The following is a 17,029-nucleotide window of genomic DNA, read 5'->3' as shown; positions in this document are numbered from 1 at the left end:
TTTTTTCTTTTGAATCTTACAAACTTGTTAGATAACTGTTAGGGAAATCGATAGGAGACATACTATATATAGGTTACACTTCATGTATCGAAAAGAGAAATGGAAGGTGAAATACTTGTGGAAATACTACATGTTTCAGATTTAGGGAAGGTTTATCCTGGGAAAATTTCTTATACAGCATTATCCCATATTGATTTAAAAATAAACAAAGGTGAATTTGTAGGAATTATGGGACCATCTGGGAGTGGTAAAACAACGCTATTAAATATGGTGTCTACTATAGATGCTCCAACATCAGGAGAAGTATTAATTCATGGAGAAAATCCGTATCTGTTATCTCCAAATCAGCTGGCTTTATTTCGAAGACGTGAATTAGGGTTTGTTTTTCAATCATTTAATCTCCTTAATACATTGACAGTGAAAGAAAATATTGTTCTTCCACTTACGCTTGATGGTGTCAGTCCTAGAGAAATGGAAGGGAAAGTAGAAGCTATTGCTAAAAAACTAGGGATAACTGAAATATTAGATAAACGTACGTATGAAATTTCTGGTGGGCAGGCACAAAGAACTGCAATCGCACGTGCTACTATTCATAATCCAAAATTATTACTTGCGGATGAGCCTACAGGAAATCTGGATTCAAAATCTGCTAGTGATGTGATGGAATTATTGACAAAGCTTAATAAAGAAAATAGTACAACGATGATGTTAGTGACACATGATGCAATGGCTGCAAGTTATTGTGATCGAATTGTGTTTATCAAAGATGGACAGTTATACAATGAGATTTATTGTGGAGATAATCGCAAAGTATTCTATCAAAAAATTCTAGAGGTTTTAGCATTATTAGGAGGAAATGCAAATGACTTTTCGACAGTTCGCATTTAATAACGTTATTCGTAGTAAAAGAACATATTTGGCTCATTTTTTAAGTAGTACGTTTGCTATTATGATTTTCTTTACCTACGCATTACTTGCATTTCATCCTAATTTACAAGGCGATCTTGCTACCAGTGTAACAATCAATACATTTGCAAAGTCAGGATTACAGATATCGCAGGGGTTAATATTTTTCTTCTCATTCTTCTTTATCCTATATTCTGTAAGTGCATTTTTAAAAACAAGAAAAAAAGATTTTGGAATTCTAATGCTACATGGGATGTCACGTTCACAGTTGAACAAATTAGTATTTATTGAAAATATAATAATTGGTATCACTTCTATTTTAACAGGAATTACAATTGGAATGGCGTTCTCTAAGTTTATCTTAATTATGAGCAACAATCTGCTAATGCTTGATAAAGGACTCCCATTTTACATGCCATTTAAAGCAATTGGGATAACATTTGGAGCATTCTTATTACTGTTTTTATTTATTTCACTTTTCACTTCGCGACTAGTAAATGTAGAGCAATTAGTAGAATTGATAAAAGCAGAAGAAAAACCAAAGCCTGAACCAAAAGCATCCCTGTGGCTATCTTTGTTCGCACTAATTTGTATTGGATTAGGATATACAGCTGTTTTCCATAGTGTTAACGCAATACATTACAAGGATGTGAAATATGTATTATTCATGATGGCGACAGGGGTGAGCTTTGTTGTACTTGGCACGTACTTCTTATTTACACAGCTCAGTGTGTATGTGTTACGTGTATTAAAGAAAAGGGAAAATATTTTCTTTAAGAAAACAAACATACTTACCATCTCAGATTTAGTGTATCAATTAAAAGATAATGCAAAGATGTTTTTTATGGTCACTATTATATCAGCCGTTTCCTTCACTGCAGTGGGAACTTGTATGGGATTGGGTAACTCATCCATGGCTGAATCAAATAGCCCCTTCGCATTTTCTTATCAGTCTTATAGGAATAACCAGTTAGAAAAAGAACATCTAAAAAAAATAGAAAGCGAACTCAATAATGGTGGGTTTAAATTCAAACAAGTAGCTTATTCCATAAAACAAATGCAAGATACCCTTTATAACAGTGATGTATTATTAAGCGTTATAAAAATAAGTGATTACAATAGGTTAGCAGAGTCATTTGATTTTGAAAAAGAAAGCTTAAAAGATCAAAATAGTAGTTTTGTCATTCCTTCAAAAAAAGTTATTAATAAAAAATCTAATCAAAATGACTTTCAATTGTTGTATAGAAATATAAAAAAAGATATGCATGTAGATAAAATACTAGCTCCGAAAGAACTACAAGATACAAACGTCACGATAATTATTGTACCAGACGTTTTATATAATCAAATGATTGTAGACCCAGAGAATTACCGTGGTGAATCCACTATCAATGGTTTTATTGTGAAAAATTGGGATCAAACAAAAAAGGTTGCTGAAAAAATCGTGAATACTCTTCAGAAAGATAATGAAGGTATACATGAGCCTGAATTATACAACAAACAATATAAATTTTCTTCTTTAATATCTACATGGATAGTGATGAAACAAGGTTTTGGACTTGCATCCATCATGAGTGTATTAATCGGCATTGTTTTCTTTACGTTTGCTGCAAGCTTTTTATATTTTCGATTGTACACAGATTTAGAACGAAATCAACAGCAATATAAAATGATAGCAAAAGTTGGTTTAAGTAAACCGGAATTAAAGAAAATTGTGTCACGTCAACTTGTATTACTATTCTTTTTACCCATTGTAATAGCAATTACACATAGTGCAGTAGCTTTTGCAGCCTTACAAAAATTAGCCGATTTTTCAGTCTTGGGTAGTTCATTTATGGTATTAATTTGTTTCTTATTTTTGCAAATTATATACTTTTACGTTGTTCGTGCTCAATACTTAAAAAAAATGTATAAAACAATTTTTTAATTCGAATATAATTAAAAAAGGAGAATATAGGTTGAAAAAAAGACTTGGATTATTAATAGTATCTGGTATTTCGATTGCCATGTTAGGAGCATGTTCATTATTTGGTACAAAAGACTCTCCAGCAAATGGGATTTCAATAGAAGTAGGAACGATAAATGAACAAACAAGAAACTCTATAATTGATTCATACAAAGATATAACAACCTCACAAGATCTATATCAATTAAAAGAAGGGGCTATAGATAATAACAAGCTCGACATAAAGCTACCGATTAATTTTGGGGATACTATGGATACTGCTACTAGTAATTTACTATTTATTAGTAGAACAACTGCTGAAAAAATGAATAAAAAGGGACTTATACGTGAAAGGGATAATAACAATGGGCTCCTATCTTCAGACCCTCTTGATTCGTTACCAAAAATAGAAAAAGATGAAACTATCATATTTGCAAATAAAGAATATAAAGACTTGAAAGAACTAACATTTGATCAGAAAAAAATGAATGTTCAATATAAAGGGGATGTATGGCTATCTCCGCATCGTGGTGGATCCAACGAAATCCTATTAATTGTAGATGATACATTATTTAAAGAAATAGATGGGAAAGAAAAAACTAGACAGATTCTATCTTTTAATAAATCTTTTGGGAATCTTAATTTAGTCAATCAAGGGAAAGCACCAGAATTAAGTAAGGAAATAGATAAAGTGAATATGGATTTAGGCACTGAGGACAAGAGAGCTATCAATTTCATAAATATTAAATAAAAGTAAAAGAATGAAAAAATTAGAACGTATTAATCATCTTTGAAAAAATCATTTATTGATTTTTCAAAGATGATTATTTTTAAGGACACAAATAAGTGGACCTGATTTTTTAGTCATAATAAAAAATTTAATACTTACCAAGTGCGCTCACAGACTGAAATGAAAAAATTGATTGGAATGATTTATGTTGATTGTGATAATGAAGGTAATGGATTAATAAAACGATACAAAAAAGATTCGTTTCATTGGTATAAGTATATAATTCAAACAAATGGCGAAATTATTGTTTGATAAAAAACATTTTAGACTATTAGGGGTACGGAAAAAAATTTGCCTATAAGGTAAAATTATTCACAAAAACAGTTAAGAAGACCTTATGGTTATAATTTTTAGAAAAAAGCATCCGTAGCGGATGCTTTTTTCTTTGCTATATAAAATTTATATAATAAATGAGAAATTAACAAAGTGGACAATTGAACCATCCGAGTTTTAGGTGATTAGTTATAACTGTCTGGAGGTATTTGTACCAGAATATAATGTGTTAATATTTTGAAATTTTTTTGTGTTTTATGCTTTTTATTTATAATAAATGTATTAAAATCTTTTTTTCTCATACCTTTATTTGGTTATTCATCTTATTAAGTGAATTAAAATATATCCATTTCCTTATATAAATGAGTATATTTATGTTAAATTGTGTAAATATGTGTAAATAGATAATATGAATATATAAGTATCTGAAAATATAGCGGAGGGATAGTATGAAAAGGGGACAGAAACGAAAAACACAAAATTTAGTGATGGTAACTGCCGCATTATCTATGTTTGCTACTGGAATAACGCCCTCATTAGAAATCCTTGCGGAAGAACAAGCGCAGCAACAGAAAGTGTATGAAGCTGTTCAAAATCATCAAGGAAATGGTGACTCGAATTGGATATTTGCTTTATCGTTATGGAAACCGCTTATTTTGAATTTTTAAGTTGATGGCATGGGAATTATTTTATATAAAGGAGAGTCATGCAGCAGTCAAAAATCAAAAACAAAAAAGGGGGAAATTATTTTGAAAAAGATTTCATCTTTATTACTAACTATGCCTATTATTTTAGGAAGTATTGCTACAATTCCTCATACAAAGGTTTCAGCTGAAACAATGTCATTTAATCAAGAAGCATTCACTCTAGAAACATTGAACCAACAGACAGATCAAGCTATTGCAAATGGTAATTTTGAAGCTCATTTGAATAATCTCACAGCATATTTGAATGGAAATGTTGGAGGTATGACTGAAGAGAATTTGAAAAAGAAGCTTGCAGACCCAGCATTTGCAGCAGCTTTGGCTCAGTGGGAATTCATATCACAAACAGGTGCTGAAACAATGGCTACATTTGCTAAAAAAGATGCTGACCATCAGAAATTTCTTAGGTGGGCTATGAAAAATACAGATGTGATGAATACCTATCTTGAAGGTGGTAGTCCAACTGGAAAAAATCCTGTAAATGCACTTGAGATATGGAATACAATCTGGAATGCGGATGCAAATTCTCACGAAGGATTGTATTTAAAACTAGCGATAGCTACATCGTTAGCTCATGCTGAACCTATAAAATATTGGACAAACAATCAACCTATTAATCCATTAACAAGGTACCAACATTATAAATCAGCAGATCAAAATAATGAGTTACTTCCTTGCTTTAGAACATATGATGTTTGGCATTTAAGGTTAGTAGTGAATACTTGGTCACCAGAAGAAGATTTAACTTGGGCAAGGAATATGATTAATACGGAACATCCAGAACTTAAAAATCAAGATAAGGTAGGGGAAAGTGCATATTTGATTAATTATGTAACCCATAACAAAGATGGAGTTAGCATTCAAGCTGGAAATGATGCATTCTACGGTTTAGGTTGGAATCTTTCTTCCATTTATAGATTTGGCGGGGTATGTGGTAATATTTCGAAGTTTGGTACTCAAGTAAGCCAAGCATTTGGAGTGGCAGCTATGCCTGTTGGTCAACCTGGACATTGTGCACTTATATGGAATAACAAGCCATCTTCTTGGAATTTAGGAAATGATATATCTGGATGGAGTCAGTCGAGCCGTCATGATGCAACTGTTATTCCTTGGTCAGATAATAGCCCGACAAATCAAGTGCCGTATATGCTACTATTTGAAAATGCTGAACGTGACCCAGTAAAACTAGATCAATCAGAGCGATTACGCTGGTTAGCGAAAGCGATGACTTCAACAGATAATAAAATTGCAATTTATAAAATGTCCACTAATATTTTACCAATCAATTTTTTAGTATGGAAAGATTACGTTTCTTTTATGTTACAAAATCCAAATGTAACAGATGCTGATTGGAAAGAATTAAATAACAGTATCATTTCTGTTTTTTCGAATGAACCGCGACCGATGATGGATCTTATTACTCAAATAAAAGACCGTGTACCAAATACAGATGGTATCTTAGAAGGAGATCAATTTGCATGGTCACTGAAAGGGATTGGTGATTTTGAATTTGCGAAAGTAAATCTAAACAAATCAACAGAAGAAATGCAAATTGATCTAAAAGCAGGTGTACCACATAACTATTTTGATAGTACATATGCAAGTATTAAAGTGCAAAACACATCAGGTAAAGTAGTCTATAACAAAGAAATTTATGGGAATAAACAGCAAAATGCTGAAACACAAAAAGTTCCAGTAAAGATCGGTGATTTTATTGAACTTACACATCTAGAAGGCAGAGAGAGGGCAACATTAATAAATTTAGGGAATAATAAACGTGAAAGCTTTGATAAAAAAGAAATTTATGAAGTTACAAAGGATGGCTTGAAGAAAGTAAATCAAATTGTTAATCCGAAACCAGATACGGAAGCTCCCACACAGCCACAAGGATTATATGTAAGCAATCTTACTTCTAACAGTGTAGAGCTAAAATGGAATCCTTCTGCTGATAATGTAGGTGTAAAAGAATATCAGGTATTACGTGATGGACAATTGATTCAAATGGTACAAGGAACGACGTTTACTGATCAAAACTTAACAGCTAACAAAGAATATAAATATGCAGTGAGGGCTGTAGATGTAGCTGGAAATACATCGATTCAAAGTGATATTCTTCCAATTAAAACAAAAGATCAAAATGTATCTTATGAAAAATGGGATCCAAAGAAGGCATATACAAAGGGTGATAAAGTAGAGTATCAAGGGAAAGTGTATGAAGCTATTCAAAATCATCAAGGAAATGGTGACCCAAATTGGATATTCGCTTTGGCATTATGGAATCCACTGACATAGAGGGCTGATGGCATTCCTAAAAACTTAAGAACAGAGACAAAATAAATTTTCGTTCATATGAACGAAAATTTATTTTATTTTACGTCTTAAATTGATGGGCATGTACGGTATCTGATTCAAAACTTCAATAGTAAAATTTTAGCTAAAAGTTTACTTTCAAATTAGAAAAGGTTAGCTCCTCGATACGCTTCACCTCAGCAATAAACCTCACGTTCAAAAACAAAAGGTAACTCAATTATCAAGCTTATATAAAGTTTCATTCTTGTCCAAATACCCATTGGGATAAGCAACTGATTATTTATTTTTCTTTATATAATCTCCAGATGCAGTCCATATCAACTATAGATTTTTGTCTTATGCTAAATGTAATCAAAAAGCAAGTAGATAAAGATAATGACTAAAACATTAACTCTAGATACTTTTTTGATGAATATTACAAATAAACAGGAGGTAATGAAAAATGATTAAAACATTATTAGCAGGGACACTTTTAAGTACAGGATTATTAGCGGGAGGTGCAGTAGGTGCAGAAGATGTAAAAACGGATGAAAAATTACAAGTTGTTGTTGCAGATAAAGACGGAAATATGACACATAAAGAAATTAATAAAAGTGAAATTCCAAAAAATGCAGAACCAGCAACTCCTAAAGAAGATGTAAAATAAGATAATCAAATTGAGAGATTTAAAAAAATAAGAACTGGGCAAAAATAGCCTGGTTCTTTTTTTGTTTTACAGGTTTTTTAAGAATTAAAGAGTATTAGGGGTCCCACAACATCGTCATCAAGCTAAGATTTTTAATTACCCGCAAAACGAAAAATTTATCTCTCTACAGTTATTTATGATAAATTAATCGAATTTCTTTTTTTCAACAGATGATTAATTTTAAAAAATTATACTCAAAGGTTAGGATTTTACAATAACTTTTATGAACTATTAATACTTCATAAAAGTTATTGTGAATTTTGTGAACTATTAATACTTCATAAAAGTTATTGTGAATTTTGTGAATGAGTGTTTTTGGCTTTCTACTTTAATTAATCCATGATGAGCTTCGATAATTGATTTTGCTAGTGCTAAGCCAATTCCAATGATGAACGAATTGGTTTGTCCAATTCAGGGCCATACTGATGAACCCAACGCATAATCATGGTATGAGAAATGATAGCGTCTTTTTTCTTATCTTTCTATGCAATTATAAACCATTTATCTCGAAAAAGTGAGTGGGGAAGAGAACGAATGAAAATCATAACGCGTCAGCTTATTTCAATGATTTTCTTATTTTTAATTAAATTAGTCTTTATATCTATTCATAGTGTGTACTTTATACTGCCCAGTGGCGTTAATTACAATGGTAATATAAAAAAATAAACAAGGGAACAAATGCAACTTGTATCATGTCTATATATTGAAACCATATTAAAAGTGAGGGCGGTTTTATGTTTATTCAAATAAGTTTGAGGTGTGGAAATGGAACAGAAGTTTATTAAAAAATGTAATTATGATGAGCTTGACTATGTTATTAAAGATTATTGGCAAGATGTATGGAATTATTCATTTATTATTACGAAAGATTCACACTTATCAGATGACATCACGCAAGATGTCTTTATAAAGGTTTTTAAACATTGGCATTCGTTTCGACAGGAGTCATCTATTAAAACGTGGATATTAAAAATTACTAGAAATATGGCAATAAACCATTTGAAATCCTCATATTTTAAAAGGATATCTTTAGTGGGTTTTTTTAGTGATGACAAGCAGTATTCCTCGGCAGAACAAGAGTTTTTTAAGCAAGAGGAACTAAATGAAGTGTGGGATGTTGTATTGAAACTACCTAAAAAACACCGTGAAATACTAATATTGGACGCAAAATATGAATTATCTTATGAAGAAATGGCTGAAACATTAGGAGTATCAATTGGAACAGTCAAATCTAGATTAAGCCGAGCAAGAAGTAAAGTTTCAAAACTAATAGGGGAGGGTAGTAGTGATGAACAGTAAAGAAAATCCTGACTGGTATAGTAAATTGAAAAAAGGCCCAATGGATCATCGGAAAGATGAAGAAGAATTTATTTATAAAATAAAGCAATCAGTATATCAAAATAGTGAAGTGGATTCTGTAACAAATAAGAGAACATTTCGTAAAAAAGCATTGCCTGTTGTAGTTATGTTGGTTTGTACAATGTTATTTTTTATTGTTCAACAACCTTGGCCTGATGATAATAAATCACCGGTAGAAAGTAGTACTCAAATTAAGCCTAAAACAAAAGATGAATCTGCTCAAGATCCATCATTAAAACAATTTATGAATGATTTATATCAAAGCACAAATTCAAAAAATGAAAATGATTTGTATAGAACATTAAATGATGAAGTTCTATTTAAAGGGAAGAGTTATAAGAAGGATGAATTGAAGTTTGATGAAGATATTTTTCATGAGTTGCAAGTCGCCCTTGCAATGGGGGGAGAATTTGTAAATGATAAGAAGAAAGTTTACAAAGTGCCAAGTGGAATGACAGAAAGTAATCAATCAAAGCAAGAACACTTTATATATGCAACTGTTACTGGAAACAAAACGAAAATTTTAGCTGAACCAAAACGAGAATCCCAAGTTTTATATGAAGTATCTAATGAAATGGTAAAAGCTTGGATCCCGGAAAAAGTGCAGAATGATGGATATATAAAAATATCGACATTTAACGGTAATACTGGGTATGTACAAAAAGAGTATGTTTTAACGGATATTAAATATTCATTTGTCTTCGAAAAGAATCATGAAGGTATGTGGAAAATAATAAATATAGATTCTATATGGTAAAAGAGGAAGGTTCATTTTAATGAACCTTCCTCTTTGTTTTTATTTTTTTATTGAAGTGTATGCCAGAACTCTAAAACTTCTGCTGTAACAAGAGCAGCGATGTTTTTTTCTGAATTACTACCAGGAATAACGACAGAAACAGCAATTTGTGGATCTTCGGTAGGAGCATATGAAATGAAAAGAGAATGATCTATCATTCTTTCTTGCTCATTGGGAGAACCTGTACTACCCGTTTTACCTGCGACATGAAAAGGTAAATTTTTAATCTCTTCTATATTTTGACTCATTCCACCTTGCACGACACGCCAAAATTCCATAGGATAACGGTTTGAACTTTCTAAAATTGGTTTAAACTTTTTTGTTTCCTTACCGTCTTGACCAAAAGTAGCGCCTACAATTTGAGGTTTATATTTATCACCTTTACTTGCCAAAGTTGCTGCATATTGAGCGAGTTGAAGAGGAGTATGCACTTCATTTCCTCCCCAAGAAGCATTTAATAAAGCAGAAATCCCATTTTCAAATTTATTAGATGGATGCAATTCATATTGTCCGTCTTCTTCAAAGGGCAAATCAATCCCGGTTTTAGAACGTAGGCCAAATTGCATTAAATAATCTGTCCATATATGTGCCACTTTTTCTATATTTCCATTATTTTCGTTAAATAAGGGCAGAGCTACTTTTGCTGTCATAAATGTGTTAGATGAATTAATGATAGCCTGTCTCGGTGTAATTTCACCTGTTGGTGTTCCAGGTGCATTCGTAATGTTATTTTGATTATCATACTGAAAAGTACCTTTATCTAAATAAGTATCTTCAGGTTGAAAAAGCTTTTCGTTTAACCCAATCAAAATAGTAAGTGGCTTTATAGTCGAAGCCATATTTACATAAGATTCACCATACTTTAATTTTCGAATTGCCTTATTTTGCGAAAGTGATTTAAAGTTTTCATTTTTAGATGATACATGTGTATTTGGATTAAATACTGCCGAGTTGGCCATGGTTAAAATTGCACCAGTTTTTACATCGGTGACTACAACATAACCCGCTTTAGCATCAGGTGTTTTCTTAATTTGCGATCTTAATGCTTCTTCTGCTTTTTGCTGCAATTTAGAGTCTAGGGTTAGCCGGACATCTTTTCCTTTTTGTACGTTTTGAATGTTCCAGAAGAAGTTTTTATTATTCAATTTAAAAATAAGAGTTTTACCTGATTTTCCTTTTAAATCATTTTCATATTGCAGTTCAATCCCGCTTTTTCCAACAGCCATATGCTTTGAATTAAGGTCATTTTCTACATACCCAATTACCTGTGAACCAATTTCGTGTTTAGGATAATATCGAATCCATTCATCTTTAATTATTACATTATTGGGTTTGTTTTTGTTTATGAATGCAAGTTCATTCTCAGTTATATCAGAGTATAATGGTATATCATTCATAGTCTGCTTTTTACAAGATTGTTGTAATTGAGATTTTATGTTCTCTGTAGAAATATCATGTTGAAACTCGCTTGAAAATTGATTGAAAAAAGCTAGAGTGTTTGATGTATCTTGTTTCGATAGCCTTTCATCATTAGAAGTGCAATATAGAGACTTAACTTTCTTATTTGTAGCTAGTATTACACCATTTTGATCAAAAATCTTTCCTCTTTCAGCTGAAGAAGTTGCGATAGTAATTGAAATGAAGTTGATTTTTAATAAAATTAGTAAAATCAAACCTACAATAGAAAGAACCGCAAAAAATCTCCATCTTTTTGTATGTAACATATAACCCTCCCTTATGTAGCCTATTTCATCTTATATTTAATTATTTTTTTTGTAAATGTGGAACAACCTTATTACTTAGGTTTTTTATTAAGTATTACAGCATAAAGAAAGGAATAATCAGTATAAAAGGTTTTTAGCATGTCTATTTGTAAGTTTAACATGAGTCATTATACAGTTGAGTATTTCTAATGTAAGCAACCAAAAAATAGAGAGAAAAACAGGAAAGAAGATTTTCATCGTTTTATTAAAATGAGAGTTCGTTAGATGTCAGGATTGAGATCTTATCAAACTACAATCCATTGTACAATCAAGCATTTAAACAATCTAATTGAACAAGATTATAGGCATGTAACGAGATGTTTTGCCAAATCTGCAGGGTTTCAAAATCTTCGTCATGCTTCACGTGCGATAAAAGGTATTGAAACCATTCACGCTCTATATAAACAAAGGCTAAGTATTCAAAGAGACTCCACCTTTTCAACGTACAATGAACTTCAACAATTATTAGTTAATTCTTAAACTTTTTCCCTCATTTACCAACCTGCTCATTTTATCGTTTTGGGATGGATTTGTTTACTTAAGTTGATGGGTATGTATGGTGACCCCTATAAACTAGTCGTAAGTTAATTATTAACTCATAAACTTGCCGGAAATTTTAATAAGAAGCATAAACGTAACTAGAGTTAAGGTGTTTTTATGCTAAAAAAACTAGAATATCAATAAAGCCTTCACTGAAAGATAGCACCAAAAATAACCGAATTTCTTTCGCTAATCCTATAAATAAAAAGTCGATTTCCTGTACGTTAAGAAATCGACTTTTTAGTGAGTAACTTAATTCCTTTATTAGACTCGAGCTTGGTTAAATTAAATTTAAAATATCTTTTGGTGTATTTAATACATAATCAGCTTCTTCAAAACCTTCTTTTGTCTTTGAACCCCATAAAGCGAGTGCGAATTTAACACCAGCACTTTTCGCACATTTCATATCGTATATTGAGTCTCCTATGTATACTGACTCATCATTAGGAACATCTAATTGTTTCAAACAAGCTAATAATGGTTCAGGGTGTGGTTTGTGTTTATCCGTATCACACGCACAAATTATATGTTCAAAATGATTGCTTAGACCAAATGGCTCGAATTCGTCTATTAATTCTTGCTTAGTTTTTGATGTAACAATCCCTAGCTTTAATTTACTAAGGGATAAACCTTTAATAACGTCCTCTAATTCTTCAAACACCGAAACTTCATGGGAAAAATCTAGTACAGATTTGCACCATTTCGGATGGACAACGTCTATATTTTGTACATCTAATTTTTTTAAGGTCTCTTTTCCAGGAATTCCTAATGCAAATCGTAAATCCTGTAACGTATAATCTTCCTTTAGTTCTTCTTTTAAAACTTTTTGCAGGGATTTTAATATTGCTTTTTCTGTGTCTAAAATTGTGCCGTCTACGTCAAATACAAGAGATGTAACCAAAATAAAGCCTCCCTATTTTTTAATCTTCACTTGCAATTACTACTTCAACACCGTTTTCTTTCAAAGTGTTATATAAATCATTAGACATAACTTGACTTGTAATGAATGTGTCTATAGACTCAAGCGTTAAACCTTTATAATTTCGTCGCTGATTCCATTTAGTGTGATCTGCCACTAAAATAACTCGATCAGCATGTTTTATTAATTCACGCTTGAAATAAATATCTTCTTCAAAACCATAGTATATCCCGTCTTCTGTAATACCTGCGGTTCCAATGAACACCTTGTCAAAGTGATAATCTTTGAGTTTTTCAGTGGTCGAAGTCCCCGTAGTATGTCGAGAAACCTTATTTAAAGTTCCTCCCAAAAGGTGAATAGTCGTATCTTCAGATTGAGCTAACATATAAGCAGTATCAATAGAGTTCGTCACAATAGTTACGTTCTTTGCTTGTAAATGTTGCGCTACAAAGTTGACAGTTGTTGAAACGTCTAAATAAATCATGTCATTGTTTGCAATTATATTTGCAGCTTTCATTCCAATCGATTTTTTCGTTTCTAATTCTGTCTGTGACCGTACTTGATAAGTATCAATTTTCTTATGAAAAGTAGCTAAAGCCACTCCGCCATAAGTTCTAACTATTGCTTTGTTTTTTGAAAGTTTTACTATATCTCTTCTTGCAGTATCTCTTGAGATATGAAACATTTCACACATTTTTTTTATATTCATAGTTTTATTTGTTTCTAAATAATTAAGGACTCGTATCAACCGTTCTTCTTGATTCATAAGTAACCTCCATAAGAATATATTAAGTTAAAGTAAGTTATTATGCAAGTTAGTTTAAGTTATAATGTGCGATGACGCTCCTATAATTAAGTGTTATTAAGTGGGTTTGGTAAATTGCAATTATCTTGAAGTTTTTGCACCAGAAACTCATATAAACTTCACATATCTCTAGATAATCCACATATAAACTCCAGATTGATACAATACTATGGCATCAAGGAGGTTAGAGAACATGAATTTTATCAAACGATCATTTTTGAGTTTACAATCAAGAAAGGGAAAGTCACTTATATTACTTGCTATTTTTCTAGTTGTTACTAATTTGGTATTCGCTGGTTTTACGATTCAAAGTGCATCCAGTAAAGCAACAGATTTGGCTAGGCAACAATTAGGAGCTGATATCAACTTAAGAATCGATATAAATAAGTATTTGGAAGAACAAAACAGTAATCAAAATGCTGATGAAGCAAGAAAGGTACCAAGTATCGAAAAAAAAGAAGCTGATAAATTAAAGAACTCTAAGTATTTAGATCACTATAATTATCTAAAAAGTGTTATTGCTGAGCTGAAAGAGCTTCATAATGTCGAACCATCTGGAGGAGCTCAATCATTTGGTCCAAATAATAATTTAAATTACACTTTACAGGGTGTTAGAGACTTTTCTTTATTAGAAGCTGCTCTAGACAAAAAATTAAAACTTGTTGAAGGAGAGGGCATTACGTCAAAAACAGTAGGAAAAAACGTTGCTATGATTGAAAAAAAACTAGCTGAAAAAAACAATTTAAAAGTGGGTGATAAATTGCAGATAGGTGAAGTAATGGATGAGGAACTTACCACGAAAGAGCTAGAAATTATAGGTATATATGAGTCTAAAGAAGAGGCTCCATCTTTTGGGGGACAATCTTTTGCTTTATTAGAGCCTGCTAATCAAATATATGTACCGTATTCTGTTATGAATTCACTGGAAAATGCAATCTATTCATTAAAGGATCCTAAGGATATTGATGCATTTAAAGAAGAAGCAAAAAAATTGGGGTTACCAGCGTACTATGAATTAGATGCACAAGATAACGTTTATAAACAGATGATTGGTCCAATCGAAAATATTGCATCTTTTTCGAAAACGATTGTAATTATGGTGTCTATTGCAGGTGCAACGATTTTAGGATTAATCATTATGCTCTCTATTAAGGAACGTAGAAAAGAAATGGGAATTTTGTTATCTATAGGCGAGAAAAAGTGGAAGTTAATGGGTCAACTACTAGTTGAGGTATTATGTATTGCTGTATTAGCTTTTGGTTTATCTTTAGCAACAGGAGAGAAAGTTTCCCAAAAAGTGGGTGATAATCTGTTATCTAGTGAAATAGCAAAGAATGAAGATAAACCGGAAGATCCTATAGCAAAATTAAGTGGTAACCCTGCTGCAGACGTAGATCCGGTTGATAATATCGAGGTAAGTATTTCAACTGAAGATTTAGGAAAAGTAGGGGGGATTGGATTAGGAATCGCTATGCTAGGAACGATTCTTCCGGCATTATCCATTCTTCGTTTAAATCCAAAACAGATTTTATTAAAAGATGAATAGGGAGAATTTATTCAAGAAGATATAAGTGAGTCTAACCAAGATGAAGTAAATATATTTCAAGATGAGATTGGCCCGAAGCAAAGACAACCCTCATTTATTAAAAGTGGGAATTCAGGATTTAGTACTGCTAAAGAATATAATGAAGGTAAAGTGGAATCTAAAGACCCAAGAAGTAATTAATAAAATATAACTTTTTAATAAGTCAACAACCGGTTCCTTAACATATAAGGAACCGGTTAATTTATATACAAGTATAAATGTCTAATTTCCTTTATTTACACTTGCGTACTTATTTGAGTACGGTGCTGAATTTAATTTTTGTTTTTTTACTTGTATGCGACTATAATCCGAATGATGAGCAATTCACAGTTGTACATCTAATAAAGAAAGAATAAATGTTTGTTTCAAGTGATATCTTGTTTACCTCTTTCTTTTTAGTGTTATTATACATATAAATTATCTCATGCACCTAAGCTGATATGAAGTAAAGATAATTTTCCTATGAAGTTTTTATATCTCTACACAAACTCCAGATAGCAAGGCTATAATGACTACCAGAGAAAAGCTTCCTTTGTGGAAAAATTTCACCGTATTTTTTGTACAAAAACTTCATATATTTAAGCATAACTTATTGGGAGGTTAATCATGAGCATGTATTTAAAAATACAAGAAAGTGCAAAGCGTATAAATGAATTGACTAAGCATCAAAAGAAACTAGAGCGCGAAAAAAATGTATTAAAAAATGAGTTTTATAGATTGTTGAAAGAAAATAAAAAATACAAAGATACTCCCAAAGAGATAAGAACATTGGATAATTAGTCTCAATTTAACGTTTCATTTGAATTTTAGTCAACTGCAGAAGTATGAAAATAGTTCACCTTCAGTACTTGGTTAGCTATAAGTATTTTTGATACTATATTTATTCGTAAATTTGACACAGTCTTTTATGATATATACATGTTATACTTAGTTGCATAGTAAATAAATTGTATCCCAGTACATTACTTACTATTACTAGTACCCAAATAACTTAATATGATACGGTAAAAAGCCTCTTTTCAACGAGAAAAGAGGCTTTTTTTCATTAATATTTAGTTAAGTATATGCTATGAATTAAAAAGGAAACTTTATATTAATTTACATTTCTTTCATAGAGTTAAGATAAGGATCATATATTATAACAACATGTTACATTGAAAGGGTGAATATATGATTTCATCGTATTCGGTAAGTTATATTTTAGTCACGGGTAATACTGCTATAAAAAAGGTAGCTAAAGTTCATGCATCCTCAGAAGTTTTTGCTGTTAATAAGATTAAAAGAGAATTAGAACGTAGGTTTTCACAGCCAACAAAAATTGAAGTTTTTCCGGTTTATTGAACTACTCACCACTTAACGTCCTTACGGACTTTTTGAAGTGGGAGATTCCTGCGAACACCGGTGTATCCACCGGTTATCTTAGCAGGCTCTACCCGTAGTCCCTACGGTGAGAACATAAGTATCTTGTACGTTAACGCACCACACTCCCTACTTTAGCTTGGTTTTCGCAACTTCGGTAAGCATGGGGCGATAGAACGTTGAAGATTTTACGGTTGCAACGTTTTTCTGCAACCAACCTCATATCTTCAGTTTTCGAAGAGCAATCTGTACAAGTAAATGATAACAAACATGTTGGCTTATGCCAACCG

At 31.7% G+C, this 17,029-nt stretch carries 13 protein-coding genes and 3 pseudogenes; 12 read left to right on the top strand and 4 right to left on the bottom strand.

From position 1 onward, the window contains the following. Positions 1 to 117: 117 nt before the first annotated feature. The 7 genes and pseudogenes from DN401_RS28660 (at position 118) to DN401_RS28630 (ending at position 7,574) form a co-directional block, all read left to right on the top strand. Positions 118 to 888 carry an ABC transporter ATP-binding protein gene (locus DN401_RS28660; RefSeq protein ID WP_149288088.1) on the top strand — a complete coding sequence of 257 codons (771 nt, stop codon included), beginning with the start codon at positions 118 to 120 and terminating at the stop codon, positions 886 to 888. Further along, positions 863 to 2,833: an FtsX-like permease family protein gene (locus DN401_RS28655; RefSeq protein ID WP_149288087.1), complete on the top strand. Its 1,971-nt coding sequence runs from the start codon at positions 863 to 865 to the stop codon at positions 2,831 to 2,833. The genes DN401_RS28660 and DN401_RS28655 overlap by 26 nt, the downstream gene beginning before the upstream one ends. A gap of 31 nt (positions 2,834 to 2,864) precedes the next feature. Further along, positions 2,865 to 3,602, top strand: a complete 738-nt coding sequence (locus DN401_RS28650; RefSeq protein ID WP_149288086.1) for a lipoprotein BA_5634 family protein — start codon at positions 2,865 to 2,867, stop codon at positions 3,600 to 3,602. 156 nt (positions 3,603 to 3,758) lie between these two features. Further along, a pseudogene (locus DN401_RS28645) lies at positions 3,759 to 3,893 on the top strand (hypothetical protein); the annotation flags it as partial. 470 nt (positions 3,894 to 4,363) lie between these two features. Continuing rightward, complete coding sequence (locus DN401_RS28640; protein ID WP_149288085.1) at positions 4,364 to 4,582, top strand: chitin-binding protein; 219 nt, start codon at positions 4,364 to 4,366, stop codon at positions 4,580 to 4,582. A gap of 81 nt (positions 4,583 to 4,663) precedes the next feature. Continuing rightward, positions 4,664 to 6,910, top strand: coding sequence for a putative mucin/carbohydrate-binding domain-containing protein (locus DN401_RS28635; protein WP_149288084.1), 2,247 nt, complete (start codon positions 4,664 to 4,666; stop codon positions 6,908 to 6,910). A gap of 460 nt (positions 6,911 to 7,370) precedes the next feature. Further along, positions 7,371 to 7,574, top strand: a complete 204-nt coding sequence (locus DN401_RS28630) for a hypothetical protein (RefSeq protein WP_149288083.1) — start codon at positions 7,371 to 7,373, stop codon at positions 7,572 to 7,574. A gap of 419 nt (positions 7,575 to 7,993) precedes the next feature. Here DN401_RS28630 and DN401_RS30545 read toward each other — a convergent pair. Then, positions 7,994 to 8,071, bottom strand: a pseudogene (locus DN401_RS30545) (IS6 family transposase); the annotation flags it as partial. Positions 8,072 to 8,378: 307 nt separating this feature from the next. Between DN401_RS30545 and DN401_RS28620 the strand changes: the two are divergent. Beyond that, complete coding sequence (locus DN401_RS28620) at positions 8,379 to 8,912, top strand: RNA polymerase sigma factor (protein ID WP_149288082.1); 534 nt, start codon at positions 8,379 to 8,381, stop codon at positions 8,910 to 8,912. Continuing rightward, a complete protein-coding gene (locus DN401_RS28615; protein WP_149288081.1) occupies positions 8,902 to 9,729 on the top strand; it encodes an SH3 domain-containing protein in 828 nt (275 codons plus the stop codon). The genes DN401_RS28620 and DN401_RS28615 overlap by 11 nt, the downstream gene beginning before the upstream one ends. A 47-nt stretch (positions 9,730 to 9,776) precedes the next feature. Here the strand turns inward: DN401_RS28615 and DN401_RS28610 are convergent, their stop codons facing one another. After that, positions 9,777 to 11,492, bottom strand: coding sequence for a peptidoglycan D,D-transpeptidase FtsI family protein (locus tag DN401_RS28610; protein WP_149288080.1), 1,716 nt, complete (start codon positions 11,490 to 11,492; stop codon positions 9,777 to 9,779). 282 nt (positions 11,493 to 11,774) lie between these two features. Between DN401_RS28610 and DN401_RS28605 the strand changes: the two are divergent. Beyond that, a pseudogene (locus DN401_RS28605) lies at positions 11,775 to 12,011 on the top strand (DDE-type integrase/transposase/recombinase); the annotation flags it as partial. 340 nt (positions 12,012 to 12,351) lie between these two features. Here DN401_RS28605 and DN401_RS28600 read toward each other — a convergent pair. Further along, complete coding sequence (locus tag DN401_RS28600) at positions 12,352 to 12,972, bottom strand: HAD family hydrolase (protein ID WP_149288079.1); 621 nt, start codon at positions 12,970 to 12,972, stop codon at positions 12,352 to 12,354. A gap of 19 nt (positions 12,973 to 12,991) precedes the next feature. Continuing rightward, positions 12,992 to 13,756 carry a DeoR/GlpR family DNA-binding transcription regulator gene (locus DN401_RS28595; protein ID WP_149288078.1) on the bottom strand — a complete coding sequence of 255 codons (765 nt, stop codon included), beginning with the start codon at positions 13,754 to 13,756 and terminating at the stop codon, positions 12,992 to 12,994. Between the two features lie 232 nt (positions 13,757 to 13,988). On the opposite strand from DN401_RS28595, the gene DN401_RS28590 reads away from it, so the two are divergent. Together DN401_RS28590 and DN401_RS30015 are read left to right on the top strand one after the other, a co-directional pair. Beyond that, positions 13,989 to 15,341, top strand: coding sequence for an ABC transporter permease (locus DN401_RS28590; protein ID WP_149288077.1), 1,353 nt, complete (start codon positions 13,989 to 13,991; stop codon positions 15,339 to 15,341). A gap of 645 nt (positions 15,342 to 15,986) precedes the next feature. Next, positions 15,987 to 16,160: a hypothetical protein gene (locus DN401_RS30015; protein ID WP_154698409.1), complete on the top strand. Its 174-nt coding sequence runs from the start codon at positions 15,987 to 15,989 to the stop codon at positions 16,158 to 16,160. Positions 16,161 to 17,029 lie beyond the last annotated feature (869 nt).

Source organism: Bacillus sp. BF2-3 (assembly GCF_008368795.1).
In the GTDB taxonomy this organism is placed as follows: domain Bacteria; phylum Bacillota; class Bacilli; order Bacillales; family Bacillaceae_G; genus Bacillus_A; species Bacillus_A cereus.
This window is presented reverse-complemented; position numbering and strand designations above follow the sequence as displayed.

Bases quoted from the DNA above. Each gene is read 5' to 3' on its own strand.
- DN401_RS28655 (WP_149288087.1), top strand. From the start codon at position 863: ATGACTTTTCGACAGTTCGCATTTAATAACGTTATTCGTAGTAAAAGA.
- DN401_RS28640 (WP_149288085.1), top strand. From the start codon at position 4,364: ATGAAAAGGGGACAGAAACGAAAAACACAAAATTTAGTGATGGTAACT.
- DN401_RS28630 (WP_149288083.1), top strand. From the start codon at position 7,371: ATGATTAAAACATTATTAGCAGGGACACTTTTAAGTACAGGATTATTA.
- DN401_RS28620 (WP_149288082.1), top strand. From the start codon at position 8,379: ATGGAACAGAAGTTTATTAAAAAATGTAATTATGATGAGCTTGACTAT.
- DN401_RS28615 (WP_149288081.1), top strand. From the start codon at position 8,902: ATGAACAGTAAAGAAAATCCTGACTGGTATAGTAAATTGAAAAAAGGC.
- DN401_RS28610 (WP_149288080.1), bottom strand. From the start codon at position 11,492: ATGTTACATACAAAAAGATGGAGATTTTTTGCGGTTCTTTCTATTGTA.
- DN401_RS28595 (WP_149288078.1), bottom strand. From the start codon at position 13,756: ATGAATCAAGAAGAACGGTTGATACGAGTCCTTAATTATTTAGAAACA.
- DN401_RS28590 (WP_149288077.1), top strand. From the start codon at position 13,989: ATGAATTTTATCAAACGATCATTTTTGAGTTTACAATCAAGAAAGGGA.
- DN401_RS30015 (WP_154698409.1), top strand. From the start codon at position 15,987: ATGAGCATGTATTTAAAAATACAAGAAAGTGCAAAGCGTATAAATGAA.